Below are 13,823 nucleotides of genomic sequence, written 5' to 3'. Positions count from 1 at the left end.
AATTTGATTAACGCTCGTTTATGACGAGCCTTACGGAAGCATGTCACTATGGCTACAATCCATGTAGACGGTAAAGAATATGATGTGAACGGAGCGGACAACCTGCTACAGGCATGTCTGTCTCTGGGCCTTGATATTCCTTATTTTTGCTGGCATCCGGCGCTGGGAAGCGTGGGTGCCTGCCGCCAGTGTGCGGTAAAGCAATTCCAGAACGCTGAAGATACCCGCGGCCGCCTTGTCATGTCCTGTATGACGCCGGCGTCTGACGGCACCTTCATCTCTATTGATGATGGCGAAGCAAAAGAGTTCCGTGAAAGCGTGGTTGAGTGGTTAATGACCAACCACCCGCACGACTGTCCGGTATGCGAAGAGGGCGGTAACTGTCATCTGCAAGATATGACGGTAATGACCGGCCACAGCTTCCGCCGCTATCGCTTCACCAAACGCACCCACCGTAATCAGGACCTTGGCCCGTTCATTTCGCATGAGATGAACCGCTGTATCGCCTGCTACCGCTGTGTGCGGTATTACAAAGATTATGCTGACGGTACCGATCTGGGCGTTTATGGCGCGCATGACAACGTTTACTTCGGCCGCCCGGAAGACGGCACGCTGGAAAGCGAGTTTTCCGGCAACCTGGTTGAAATCTGCCCAACCGGCGTATTTACCGATAAAACCCACTCTGAACGCTATAACCGTAAATGGGATATGCAGTTCGCGCCCAGCATCTGTCAGCAGTGCAGCGTGGGCTGTAACACCAGTCCGGGTGAGCGCTATGGCGAGCTGCGCCGCATCGAAAACCGTTACAATGGCAGCGTTAACCACTACTTCCTGTGTGACCGTGGTCGCTTTGGTTACGGTTACGTCAATCTGAAGGACCGCCCTCACCATCCGGTACAGCTGCGCGGCAGCGATCGCGTGACGCTGAATGCGGAGCAAGCGGTGAACGTCGGGGCAGACGTGCTGCGCCAGGCGAAACGCGTGATTGGTATCGGCTCGCCACGTGCCAGCGTCGAGAGCAACTTTGCGCTGCGTGAACTGGTCGGGGCCGAAAACTTCTCTACCGGTATGCCTGCCGGTGAGCAGGAACGCCTTGAACTATTGTTAAAAGTGCTGCGTGACGGCGGAATTTATACGCCATCGCTGCGTGAAATTGAAAGCTACGATGCAGTGCTGGTGCTGGGGGAAGATTTGACCCAGGTTGGCGCGCGCGTGGCCCTGTCTGTGCGCCAGGCTGTGAAAGGTAAGGCCCGTGAAATGGCCGCTGCGCAGAAAGTCGCAGACTGGCAAATCGCGGCCATCATGAATATCGGTCAGCACGCTAAGCATCCGCTCTTTGTCACCAACGTCGATGAAACGCGTCTCGATGATATTGCCGCGTGGAGCTATCGTGCCCCAGTGGAAGATCAGGCACGTCTTGGATTTGCCATCGCCAATGCGCTGGACGAAACCGCCCCGGCCGTAAGCGATTTCGACGCTGCGCTGAACGGCAAGCTGGATGTCGTCGTGCAGGCGCTGGCCGGCGCTAAAAAACCGCTGATCGTTTCCGGTGTTCACTCAGGCAGCACTGCCATGATTGAAGCGGCCGCGAACGTGGCGAAAGCGCTGAAAGCGCGCGGCGCAGACGTCGGTATCACCTTACTGGCAGGCCATGCGAACAGCATGGGGCTGGGCCTGATGGGCGGAAATACCCTGGACCAGGCGCTAGAACAACTGCAAAGCGGCGAAGCCGATGCGGTCGTGGTACTGGAAAACGATCTCTATCGCCATGCGCCAAAAGCGCAGGTGGATGCAGCGCTGAATCAGGCCGCTAACGTGATCGTCGTTGATCATCAACGCACCGCCACGCTGGAGAAAGCCGGACTGGTTTTGTCCGCGGCCAGCTTCGCGGAAAGCGACGGCACCTCAATCAACCACGAAGGGCGCGCACAGCGTTTCTTCCAGGTGTACGATCCTGCCTATTATGACAACAGCATCGTGATGCTGGAAAGCTGGCGCTGGTTGCATTCGCTGCACAGCGCGCTGGAAAGCCGCCACGTTGACTGGACGCAGCTGGATCACGTCATTGATGCCGTGGTTGCCAGTATGCCACAGCTGAAGGGCATTAAAGAGGCGGCACCGGATGCCAGCTTCCGTATCCGTGGTCAGAAACTGGCGCGTTCACCGCATCGTGCCAGTGGCCGTACCGCCGCGCGCGCCAACATCAGCGTGCACGAGCCGCGTCAGCCGCAGGATCAGGACACGATGTTTGCCTTCTCAATGGAAGGGAATAACCAGCCGAACGCACCGCGTTCGCAGATCCCCTTTGCCTGGGCGCCAGGCTGGAACTCACCTCAGGCATGGAACAAATTCCAGGATGAAGTGGGCGGTAAACTGCGTCACGGCGATCCCGGCGTGCGTCTGTTCGAAGCCAGCGACGCACAGTTAGCCTGGTTCAGCAGCGTACCTGGCGCGTATACCACTAACGGTCAGTTCCGCGTCGCGCCTTACTATCAGCTATTCGGTAGTGAAGAGATGACGCAGCGCGCGCCGGTGATCCAACAGCGTATGTCGGCACCCACTCTGGTCCTGAACCCGGAGGATGCGGCTAAGCTGGGCGTGAACAGTGGCGCGTCTGTGGAATTAACCTGTGCCGGTGAAACCGTACGCTTGCCTGTGCGTTTCTCCGCGTCGCTGCAGGCAGGGCAGGTGGGGCTTCCACTCGGTCTGCCGGGCGTACCGCCATTCCTGGCGAATGCAAAAATTGATTCTCTGCAGGAGGCGGCGCAATGAGCTGGTTAACTCCAGGTGTTATCGACATTCTGATCGCCGTGGGTAAAGCGCTGGTGATTCTGCTGGTCGTGGTGGGCTGCGGTGCGTTTATGAGCTTCGCCGAGCGTCGTCTGCTCGGCCTGTTCCAGAACCGCTATGGACCGAACCGCGTGGGCTGGGGCGGATCCTTGCAGCTGGTTGCTGACATGATCAAGATGTTCTTTAAAGAGGACTGGGTTCCCCCGTTCACCGACCGCTTTATCTTTACCCTGGCGCCGGTCATCGCCTTCGTGTCACTGCTGCTGGCATTTGCCATCGTGCCGGTTTCGCCGACCTGGGTCGTCACCGACCTGAACATCGGGCTGCTGTTCTTCCTGATGATGGCGGGCCTGGCGGTCTATGCCGTACTGTTTGCCGGCTGGGCGAGTAATAACAAATACTCGCTGTTAGGTGCCATGCGCGCCTCTGCGCAGACGCTGAGTTACGAAGTGTTTCTGGGACTGTCGCTGATGGGCGTAGTGGCGCAGGCGGGATCGTTCAACATGACCGATATCGTCAACAGCCAGACGCACCTGTGGAACATCATCCCGCAGTTCTTTGGTTTTCTGACCTTCTGTATTGCGGGCGTCGCGGTCTGTCACCGTCATCCTTTTGACCAGCCAGAAGCTGAGCAAGAGCTGGCCGACGGTTACCACATTGAATATGCCGGGATGAAATTCGGCCTGTTCTTTGTGGGCGAATACGTCGCGATTACCACCGTCTCAGCACTGATTGTGACGCTGTTCTTCGGGGGCTGGCATGGGCCTTTCCTGCCGCCTTTCATCTGGTTCGCCCTGAAAACGGCGTTCTTTATGATGATGTTCATCCTGATTCGTGCTGCGCTTCCGCGTCCACGCTATGACCAGGTGCTGTCGTTCGGCTGGAAAGTGTGTCTGCCGTTGACGCTGTTGAACCTGCTGGCGACCGCCGCAGTGATTCTGTACACAGCGCAGTAAGGGGTAAACAAATGACATTAAAAGATATTGTCGTAGGCTTCGGCACGACAGTTCGCAGTATCTGGATGATAGGCATGCACGCCTTCGCGAAACGCGAAACCCAGATGTATCCGGAAGAGCCAGTCTACCTGCCACCGCGCTATCGTGGTCGTATCGTTTTGACGCGCGATCCCGATGGGGCAGAGCGTTGCGTTGCCTGTAACCTGTGTGCAGTAGCCTGTCCGGTAGGCTGTATTTCACTGCAAAAGGCCGAAACCAAAGACGGTCGCTGGTATCCAGAGTTCTTCCGTATTAACTTCTCACGCTGCATTTTCTGCGGCCTGTGCGAAGAGGCCTGCCCAACCACCGCTATCCAGCTGACGCCGGATTTCGAGCTGGGCGAGTTCAAGCGTCAGGATCTGGTGTATGAAAAAGACGATCTGTTGATCTCGGGGCCGGGTAAATATCCGGAGTACAACTTCTACCGCATGGCAGGTATGGCGATTGACGGTAAAGATAAAGGTGACGCTGAAAATGAAGCGAAACCCATCGACGTCAAAGGCTTATTACCTTAAGGAGCAAGGCATGGAATTTGCGTTTTATCTTTGCGGACTGGTGGCGGTGGTGACGACGTTACGCGTCATTACCCACACTAATCCGGTACATGCGTTGCTGTACCTGATCGTTTCGCTGTTATCGGTGGCGGGTGTCTTTTTCTCCCTGGGTGCCTACTTTGCCGGTGCGCTGGAAATCATCGTGTATGCCGGTGCCATCATGGTGCTGTTCGTGTTCGTCGTGATGATGCTCAACCTGGGCAAGGCCACGGAGAAACAGGAACGCGAATGGCTCAGCCCGTCCCTGTGGATCGGTCCCGGTCTGGTGTCCTTTCTGCTACTGGCGGTCATGATTTACGCCATCATGACGGCACAGGATCAGGGCATTGACGGTAAAATCATCGACGCGAAAGCGGTCGGTATTAGCCTGTTTGGCCCGTATGTCCTGGCGGTTGAACTGGCATCAATGCTGCTGTTGGCCGGTCTGGTTGTTGCCTTCCATCTGGGACGTGAAGAGCGCCAGGGTGAAGTCCTGAGCAACCGTTCAAACGATGCCGCGCAGGCGAATAAGGAGCAAGCATGATCCCGTTACAACATGGATTGATTTTGGCCGCGGTGCTGTTCGTTCTTGGCCTGACCTCGCTGGTACTGCGCCGCAACCTGCTGTTTATGCTGATCAGCCTTGAAATTATGATCAACGCCGCGGCGCTGGCGCTGGTCGTTGCGGGCAGCTACTGGGGACAGGCCGATGGTCAGGTGATGTATATTCTGGCAATCAGCCTCGCCGCAGCGGAAGCCAGTATCGGTCTGGCCCTGCTGCTTCAGCTCTATCGTCGTCGTCAGACGCTGAACATTGATATTGTGAGCGAGATGCGCGGATGAACCTTCTCTATTTAACTGTCTTGTTTCCGCTGATCGGCTTTTTGCTGTTAGCGTTTTCCCGTGGTCGCTGGTCAGAGAATCTGTCGGCGACGGTCGGAATGGGTTCGGTAGGGTTAGCCGCACTAACCACCCTGTATGTTGGCGTTGACTTCTTTGCTAACGGGCAGCAGGTATTCACCCAGGCGCTGTGGACCTGGATTCACGTGGGCAATTTTAACATTCAGGTCAATCTGACTCTGGATGGCCTCTCGCTTACCATGCTGTCGGTGGTTACCGGCGTCGGTTTCCTGATCCATATGTTCGCCTCCTGGTATATGCGCGGAGAAGAGGGCTATTCACGCTTCTTCGCTTATACCAACCTGTTTATCGCCAGCATGGTGGTTCTGGTGCTGGCGGATAACCTGATGCTGATGTATCTGGGCTGGGAAGGGGTAGGGCTGTGTTCTTACCTCCTGATCGGCTTCTACTACAGCAATCCGGAAAACGGCAAAGCGGCGATGAAAGCCTTTATCATCACCCGCGTCGGCGATGTGTTTCTGGCCTTTGCGCTGTTCATCCTTTACAACGAACTGGGTACGCTCAACTTCCGCGAGATGGTTGAGCTGGCACCGGCACACTTTGCGGCGGACAATCACATGCTGCAGTGGGCTACCCTGATGCTGTTAGGCGGTGCGGTCGGTAAATCGGCCCAGTTGCCCTTACAGACCTGGCTGGCCGATGCAATGGCAGGCCCGACACCGGTATCGGCACTGATTCACGCCGCGACCATGGTAACGGCAGGGGTTTACCTGATTGCCCGCACGCATGGCCTGTTCCTGCTGACGCCTGAGGTGCTGCATCTGGTCGGCATTATCGGTGCCATTACCCTGGTGCTGGCAGGCTTTGCTGCCCTGGTTCAGACGGACATCAAACGCGTTCTTGCTTACTCCACCATGAGCCAGATTGGCTACATGTTCCTGGCGCTGGGCGTACAGGCGTGGGATGCCGCGATTTTCCACCTGATGACCCACGCCTTCTTTAAAGCCCTGCTGTTCCTGTCTTCAGGTTCGGTTATTCTGGCCTGCCACCACGAGCAGAACATCTTTAAGATGGGCGGACTGCGTAAGAGCATCCCGCTGGTTTACACCTGCTTCCTGGTGGGCGGCGCCGCGCTGGCGGCACTGCCACTGATTACCGCCGGTTTCTACAGTAAAGATGAAATCCTGTTTGGTGCGCTGGCGAACGGTCATCTTAACCTGATGGTAGCGGGCCTGGTGGGTGCATTCCTGACCTCAATTTATACCTTCCGCATGATCTTCATCGTGTTCCACGGTGAAGAGAAGATTCATGCTCATGCGGGTAAAGGCATTACCCATCATCTGCCGCTGCTGGTGCTGCTGGTGCTCTCCACCTTCGTTGGCGCACTGATTACCCCACCACTGGCGGGCGTTTTGCCGGCGAATGAGTTTGGTGAAAACGGTAAAGTGACGCTGGAGATTGCATCGGGTCTGGTCGCGGTTTCCGGCATCGTGATTGCAGCCGCACTTTGGCTGGGCAAACGTCAGCTGGTGACCCGTATTGCCAACAGCGCACCGGGCCGCTTCTTCGGCACCTGGTGGTTCGCCGCCTGGGGCTTCGACTGGCTCTACGACAAGGTGTTTGTCAAACCGTACCTGGGCATTGCGTGGCTGTTAAAACGCGATCCGCTCAACGGCCTGATGAACCTCCCTGCGTTGCTTTCACGTATCGCCAATAAAGGTCTGGTGGTCAGTGAAAACGGTTATCTGCGCTGGTACGTGGCGTCGATGAGCGTGGGTGCCGTCGTGGTTCTGGCCCTGTTGCTGGTAATTTAAAGATTGATGAGCGGGGTGAGTTCGCTTACCCCAGTTAAGAATGTCCAAATAACCGAGTAATGAGCGCAATCGTCGCAGCCAGTTTCATAACCGCCAGCGCACAGCAACCGGAGCGTACTGAAGTACGTGAGGATTGCGAGCACTGCCGGGAATGAAAATGGTAAGTAAGATAGCTCATAAAAGGCCATAAAAGGGAAGTATGCCGTGTTATTACCTTGGCTAATTTTCATACCCTTCTTCGGTGGTTTTATCTGCTGGCTCGCCGAGCGCTTCGGCGCGAAAGTGCCACGCTGGATTGCACTGATCACCATGGGGCTGACGTTGGCGCTTTCACTGCAGCTGTGGTTGCAGGGAGGCTATTCACTGACGCAGGCAGCGGGTATTCCGCAGTGGCAATCGAGCTTCTCAGTACCCTGGATCCCCCGTTTCGGCATTAATTTCCATTTAGCGCTTGATGGCCTTTCGCTATTAATGGTGGTGCTGACCGGGCTGCTCGGTTTGATGGCCGTGCTGTGTTCGTGGAACGAGATCGAGAAGTATCAGGGATTCTTCCATCTTAACCTGATGTGGATTCTGGGCGGCGTTATCGGTGTGTTCCTTGCCATCGACATGTTCCTGTTCTTCTTCTTCTGGGAAATGATGCTGGTGCCGATGTACTTCCTCATCGCACTGTGGGGACATAAAGCCTCGGACGGGAAAACCCGTATCACCGCGGCCACCAAATTCTTTATCTATACCCAGGCATCAGGTCTGGTGATGTTAATTGCGATTCTGGCGCTGGTGTTTGTCCACTACAACGCGACCGGCGTCTGGACGTTCAACTACGAGCAGTTGCTGAAAACGCCCATGTCGCACACCGTCGAATATCTGCTGATGCTGGGCTTCTTTATCGCGTTTGCGGTGAAAATGCCGGTGGTGCCGCTTCACGGCTGGTTACCCGATGCGCACAGTCAGGCGCCGACAGCAGGTTCTGTGGACCTGGCGGGTATTTTGCTGAAAACTGCGGCCTATGGTTTGCTGCGTTTCAGCCTGCCGCTGTTCCCCAATGCATCCGCTGAGTTTGCCCCTATCGCGATGTGGTTAGGTATCATCGGTATCTTCTACGGCGCCTGGATGGCCTTCTCACAGACGGATATTAAACGCCTGATTGCCTACACCTCGATTTCCCACATGGGCTTTGTGCTGATTGCGATTTACACCGGCAGCCAGCTGGCCATTCAGGGCGCGGTGATACAGATGATTGCGCACGGCCTGTCTGCGGCGGCCCTGTTTATCCTGTGTGGTCAGCTGTATGAGCGCCTGCACACGCGTGATATGCGTCAGATGGGCGGTCTGTGGTCGCGCATCAAATGGATTCCGGGTTTATCACTGTTCTTTGCTGTCGCCAACCTGGGGATGCCGGGCACCGGTAACTTCGTGGGTGAGTTTATGATCCTCACCGGCAGCTTCCAGGTCGTTCCTGTCATTATTGTGATTGCGACCTTTGGTCTGGTTTTCGCTTCGGTTTATTCGCTGGTAATGATGCAGCGTGCCTACTACGGCGAAGCGAAATCTAAAGATCCACTGCCGGGAATGTCGGCACGTGAATTCCTGACCATTGGCGTGCTCGTGGTTCTGCTGGTGCTGTTGGGTATTTATCCCCAGCCGATTCTGGATACCTCACATGCTGCAATGAGCAATATTCAGCAGTGGTTTACCGCTTCAATTTCAACTACAAGGCCGTAATTCGCCATGACAATAACTCCTCAACAATTGATCGCGTTGCTGCCGCTGTTAATCGTCGGATTGACGGTGGTGGTTGTGATGCTGTCCATTGCCTGGCGACGCAACCACTTTGTTAACGCCACGCTAACAGTGGTTGGCCTGAACCTGGCTCTGCTGTCGCTATATTTTGTGGGCCAGGTCGGGGCGATGGACGTCACGCCGCTGCTGCGCGTTGATGCTTACTCGATGTTCTATACCGCACTGGTGATGCTGGCCAGCCTGGCAACCTGTACGTTTGCCTATCCATGGCTGGCGACTTTCCCGGATAACAAGGACGAGTTTTATCTGTTGGTCCTGATTGCCGCACTGGGCGGTATCGTGCTGTCAGCGTCTAACCACCTGGCATCGCTGTTTATCGGAATTGAACTGCTGTCACTGCCGCTGTTTGGTTTGATTGGTTACGCGTTCCGTCAGAAACGTTCGCTGGAAGCGGCCCTGAAATACACTATCCTGTCGGCGGCGGCATCGTCCTTCCTGCTGTTTGGTATTGCGCTGATTTACGCTGACTCTGGCAACCTGGGCTTCGTCAGCCTGGGCAAAAGCCTGACTGACAGCATGATTCAGGCGCCACTGTTGCTGGTGGGCCTGGGAATGCTGATTATTGGTCTGGGCTTTAAGCTGTCGCTGGTGCCGTTCCACCTGTGGACGCCAGACGTGTATCAGGGGGCACCGGCTCCGGTATCAACGTTCCTGGCCACGGCCAGTAAAATCGCCATCTTCGGTGTCGTCATGCGCTTGTTCATGTATGCGCCGGTGACCGACAGCGAAGCGGTGCGAACGGTATTGGGTATCATCGCCTTCGTTTCCATCCTGTTCGGTAACCTGATGGCGATCTCGCAGAGCAACATTAAGCGCCTGTTGGGTTACTCCTCCATCGCGCATCTGGGTTATTTGCTGGTGGCGCTGATTGCGGTGAAAGATCATCAGCTGTCGCTGGAAACCTCTGGGGTTTACCTGGCCGGTTACCTGTTCAGCAGCCTGGGTGCCTTTGGTGTCGTGAGCCTGATGTCGAGCCCTTATCGCGGTCCGGATGCGGATTCACTTTACTCGTATCGCGGTCTGTTCTGGCGTCGTCCGGTTCTGTCTGCGGTGATGACGGTGATGATGCTGTCGCTGGCCGGTATTCCAATGACGCTGGGCTTTATCGGTAAGTTCTACGTGATTGCCTCTGGCGTGAGTGCGCACCTGTGGTGGTTGACCGGTGCGGTGGTGGTGGGGAGTGCTATCGGCCTGTACTACTATCTGCGCGTGACCGTGAGCCTGTACCTGAGCCCACCAGAACTGCTTAACCGTGATACGCCTGATAACTGGGCCTTCACCGCGGGCGGCGTGGTGGTACTGATTTCAGCGATTCTGGTACTGCTGTTAGGTGTTTATCCGCAGCCGTTAATCAGACTGGTACAGATGGCTCAGCCCCTGATGTAATCGTCGATTGTCATACTGAATCAGGCCCTCGGGCCTGATTTTTTTGTCTGAAATCTGCCTACTGCACCACGCAGCGACTTAACCGCACGACCGGTGACGACGCAAGGGTTTCTGCTGCCCTAAAAAAATACGTTATCTTCATTCTGTCTCCCTATTTTTCTGCTGCAATGTCCTCTGGCTTGTTACAGGAGCATGGCCTATGGAGCGCCGTCATTTTTTATTAGGCTTCACCGCTGCGCTGATAGTCGCAAAGAGCACGCTGTCGTGGGCATCCCAGCCGGAAATCTCACACACGGTGATTCCGCTCTGGCCTGGCACGCCACCCGGCGGCGGCGGCCCTGTCGGTGCCGTTAAGACCTCATCTTCGGGCGCACAGCGCAATATCGCGGTGCCGACGCTGACAGTGATCAAACCGAACATGCCCAACGGCCATGTTGTTCTGATAGCCGGCGGCGGGGGGTACAAACGGATAGAAATGGCGAAAGAAGCCTGGCCTGCGGCACGCTGGTTAACGGCACGCGGCTATACGGCGGCGATTCTGCGCTACCGGCTTCCCGGCGAGGGCTGGGCAGCGGGCAACATAGTCGCGCTGCAGGACGCCCAGCGCGCGCTGCGGCTGTTACGGCCGCAGGCAAAGCGGCTCTCGGTGCTGGGTTTTTCCGCGGGTGGGCACTTACTCGGAATGGCTGTGACGCGCCAAGACTTTCAAAGCTATGCAGCCCTTGATGCGTTGGACAGTGCGCCAGCTTATGCTGACGGGGCGGCGCTGATCTATCCGGTGATCACCCTGGAAGCGCCCTATACGCACACCGCAACGCACCGTATGTTGGTGGGAACGCATGCGACGGCGGCAGAGGATGCAGCCTGGTCGGTTCAGAATTACGTGTCATCGACATCGCCTCCCTTTTTTCTGGTCCAGGCCGAAGACGATCCGGTTTCCGATCCCCATAACACCCTGATCATGGCCAGCGCCTGCCAACAGCATCAGGTTGACGTCGAGCTGGTGCGCTATCTCACGGGCGGGCATGGCTTTGGTATGGGAAAACCCGGCACGCCGACCATGGCCTGGCCTCAACATTATCTTCACTGGCTGCAGAAAGGCCGGCGCGGTAAAGTGATGTGATGCCTCCCGGGCAGGCGGCCCATTTTAGTAAGGATAAGACATGCATATCAGTTGGCTGGATCTTCAGCATCAAGCCTTAAGCGTTCCGCAGCTCTACGCGGCGCTGGCTTTACGCTGTGAGGTATTCGTCGTGGAGCAGCAGTGCGCCTATCTGGACGTCGATGGCCTGGATTTGCAGGGCGAGAATCGTCACATTCTCGGCATGGCGCAGGGGGACCTGCTGGCCTACGCGCGCATATTGTCACCCGATCGCGCGGGGGCAGAGGTGAAAATCGGACGCGTGCTCATATCTAGTAAGGCTCGTGGCCTGAACTTAGGCAACCAGCTGATGACACAGGCAATCGCCAGTTGTGAGCAGCACTGGCCGGGGCATTCACAGTTTCTCTCTGCTCAGGCGCATCTTGAGGCGTTCTACCAGCGACATGGCTTTATCACGGTCAGCGACAGCTATCTTGAGGACGGTATTCCCCATATCGATATGCGCAGAGCAGGGCAGTAAAGCGCCGCTAACGGCTCAGATGCCCTGTGGGGCAAAAAAAATGCATCCCGGCGGTTGGCCTGAGATGCATTTCACGTGAGAGGGAAGCGTTAGCTTACGGTCATCTGGCGATCGTCAACGTATTTACGCTGGTCCGGCGGCGGTGGCACATACTGATAGAGCCAGGTCTCACTCAGGGTTTCGTCTTTGGTGCGCAGGAACAGGCGCATCTCGACGGGCTGTACGCTGTCGCTGTTGGGATACCAGTCGAACAGGATGCGGTAACCTTTTATCGGTTCGACATACAGGATCTCTACCTGTTTAAAGGTGCCTGAGGAAACCGTAATCACCGGTTCAATGCCTTTCGGTGCGGCTGCCTGCAAGTCGCCGCCGATAAAGTCCACAGCGAAACGGCGGCACCAGACATCCGGGAAGTGCTCGCCCGGCGCCCAGCCTTCGGGGAAACCACCAATGCCGGTGCGGGTCGCATCTACGCGGGCCAGATCGCTCTGAACGGGCGGCAGGGCGCTCCAGTAAAGCTTGTAGGCAAAATTGTATTCGCTACCGGCTTTGATCGGCTCTGCGGGCTGCCAGAAGCAGACGATGTTATCAAGCGTTTCGCCGGTGGTTGGAATTTCCATCAGGTTAATGGCGCCTTTGCCCCATTTGCCTACCGGTTCCACCCACAGGCTTGGGCGTTTGTTATACCAGCCAATCACGTCCTGATAGTTCTCAAAGTCATGGTCTAGCTGGAGCAGGCCAAAGCCGCGCGGGTTTTCGTCTTCGTAGGCGTTGAACTGCAGGCGCTGAGGATTATTTAACGGCCGGGCAATCCATTCACCTTTGCCGCTCCACATCGCTAGGCGATCGGAGTCATGAATCTGCGGATGATAGGTGTTACACATCCGGCGTTCGTTGGTGCCGCAGCTGAACATGCTGGTCATCGGCGAGATGCCTAACTGACGAATGTCCTTGCGGGCAAAGAGATGATTCTCAATCTCCATGACCACGCGTTCTGCTTCGCAGTGAATGACAAACTTATAGGCCCCGGTGATGCTGGCACCGTCCAGTAAGGCATAGCAGGTAAAGGTGGTGTCTTCCGCTTTCGGCGTTTCAAACCAGAAGGCCGTAAAGTCTGGAAACTCTTCCTGACCGTTGCTGAAGGTGTTGATGGCCACGCCACGCGCGGACAGGCCGTACTGATAAGTGTCATCGACCGCGCGGAAATAGCTGGCACCCAGAAACGAGACAATGTCGCGGCGGGCCAGCTCAGGTTTTTTGAAGGCGCGGAAACCGGCAAAGCCAAGATCCGTTTTACCCTGCAGTTGTTTGGTATCGACTTTGGCATCGTTGTAGTTAAACAACTCAGGACGAAAATGAATTTCGCGTGCTTCACGACTGGCGCTGTCCACAGAGAACATGCGGATGCGGCGTTTAAATCCCATGCCTACGTGGAAGAACTGCACATCCAGTTCGCGATTGGGAATATTGTTCCACAGAGAGTGGTTGGCATCATACTGAATGTCGTTGTATGCCTGTGGTGTCAGGGTTGCCAACGTGGGGGGAAGGGGGCCGGGTGCGCCGCCCCAGGGTTTTTTAGCCAGCGCGGCCGCATTCTTCTTCAACTCATCGAAATCGAAGCGTAATGCGGTTCCGTCAGCAATGCCATCATCTGCCCAGGCGGATTGCGCGAACAGCGTTGATAAGCCTGTCATACCGCTTACGGCGGAAAAGGCCATTGACGCTTTCATAAACATTCTGCGATTCATGCCAGAGATCATTCCTTAGCTGTTCGAGTTTGCTGTGACTGTCGTGTCAGCGCATTGATATGCACATGGCCTGATTATTACAGGCAACAGCTGGGTACGACAGTCGGCGTAGATAAAAATTCATTTCGTTGAAAATTTATCAGATAAATCAAATAAGCGAAGCGAAATCGCTGCCAGCAGGCCATCTCTTACACTTCTTTGCGTAGCGCCCAGCGTGACACAGATTCACTGCCGTTTTGTTTACTCACGCTGATTTTCAGGCAATTCCTGG

At 56.0% G+C, this 13,823-nt stretch carries 11 protein-coding genes; 10 read left to right on the top strand and 1 reads right to left on the bottom strand.

Annotated features, from left to right (window positions below):
- Positions 1–48 precede the first annotated feature (48 nt).
- The 10 genes from nuoG to ACPXSQ_RS09870 all read left to right on the top strand — a co-directional run bounded on the left by nuoG (position 49) and on the right by ACPXSQ_RS09870 (position 11,804).
- Complete coding sequence (gene nuoG, locus ACPXSQ_RS09915; RefSeq protein ID WP_426143544.1) at positions 49–2,772, top strand: NADH-quinone oxidoreductase subunit NuoG; 2,724 nt, start codon at positions 49–51, stop codon at positions 2,770–2,772.
- The gene (gene nuoH / locus ACPXSQ_RS09910) at positions 2,769–3,746 is read left to right on the top strand and encodes an NADH-quinone oxidoreductase subunit NuoH (protein WP_013026509.1); all 978 of its coding nucleotides are present in this window, start codon (positions 2,769–2,771) and stop codon (positions 3,744–3,746) included. Before nuoG ends, nuoH begins: the two co-directional genes overlap by 4 nt.
- An 11-nt stretch (positions 3,747–3,757) precedes the next feature.
- Positions 3,758–4,300 (top strand): NADH-quinone oxidoreductase subunit NuoI, encoded by a 543-nt coding sequence (gene nuoI, locus ACPXSQ_RS09905; protein ID WP_013026508.1) that lies wholly within the window; start codon positions 3,758–3,760, stop codon positions 4,298–4,300.
- Positions 4,301–4,310: 10 nt separating this feature from the next.
- Positions 4,311–4,862: an NADH-quinone oxidoreductase subunit J gene (gene nuoJ / locus ACPXSQ_RS09900; RefSeq protein WP_014605380.1), complete on the top strand. Its 552-nt coding sequence runs from the start codon at positions 4,311–4,313 to the stop codon at positions 4,860–4,862.
- Positions 4,859–5,161, top strand: a complete 303-nt coding sequence (gene nuoK / locus ACPXSQ_RS09895) for an NADH-quinone oxidoreductase subunit NuoK (RefSeq protein ID WP_013026506.1) — start codon at positions 4,859–4,861, stop codon at positions 5,159–5,161. The genes nuoJ and nuoK overlap by 4 nt, the downstream gene beginning before the upstream one ends.
- The gene (gene nuoL, locus ACPXSQ_RS09890; protein WP_013026505.1) at positions 5,158–6,993 is read left to right on the top strand and encodes an NADH-quinone oxidoreductase subunit L; all 1,836 of its coding nucleotides are present in this window, start codon (positions 5,158–5,160) and stop codon (positions 6,991–6,993) included. Before nuoK ends, nuoL begins: the two co-directional genes overlap by 4 nt.
- A 204-nt stretch (positions 6,994–7,197) precedes the next feature.
- Positions 7,198–8,718 carry an NADH-quinone oxidoreductase subunit M gene (nuoM, locus tag ACPXSQ_RS09885; RefSeq protein WP_013026504.1) on the top strand — a complete coding sequence of 507 codons (1,521 nt, stop codon included), beginning with the start codon at positions 7,198–7,200 and terminating at the stop codon, positions 8,716–8,718.
- A gap of 6 nt (positions 8,719–8,724) precedes the next feature.
- Positions 8,725–10,182, top strand: a complete 1,458-nt coding sequence (nuoN, locus tag ACPXSQ_RS09880; RefSeq protein ID WP_013026503.1) for an NADH-quinone oxidoreductase subunit NuoN — start codon at positions 8,725–8,727, stop codon at positions 10,180–10,182.
- A 199-nt stretch (positions 10,183–10,381) separates the two neighbouring features.
- Positions 10,382–11,305, top strand: a complete 924-nt coding sequence (locus tag ACPXSQ_RS09875; RefSeq protein ID WP_064352316.1) for an alpha/beta hydrolase — start codon at positions 10,382–10,384, stop codon at positions 11,303–11,305.
- Positions 11,306–11,345: 40 nt separating this feature from the next.
- Positions 11,346–11,804 (top strand): GNAT family N-acetyltransferase, encoded by a 459-nt coding sequence (locus ACPXSQ_RS09870; RefSeq protein ID WP_013026501.1) that lies wholly within the window; start codon positions 11,346–11,348, stop codon positions 11,802–11,804.
- An 89-nt stretch (positions 11,805–11,893) separates the two neighbouring features.
- Here the strand turns inward: ACPXSQ_RS09870 and ACPXSQ_RS09865 are convergent, their stop codons facing one another.
- Positions 11,894–13,552 carry a glucan biosynthesis protein D gene (locus ACPXSQ_RS09865; protein WP_064352318.1) on the bottom strand — a complete coding sequence of 553 codons (1,659 nt, stop codon included), beginning with the start codon at positions 13,550–13,552 and terminating at the stop codon, positions 11,894–11,896.
- Positions 13,553–13,823: the final 271 nt, after the last annotated feature.

The sequence above is a fragment of the Pantoea sp. EEL5 genome (genome assembly GCF_049892805.1).
Classification (GTDB): domain Bacteria; phylum Pseudomonadota; class Gammaproteobacteria; order Enterobacterales; family Enterobacteriaceae; genus Pantoea; species Pantoea ananatis.
Note: the sequence above shows the minus strand (reverse complement) of the source record. Positions and strands in the feature narration are given on the sequence as shown.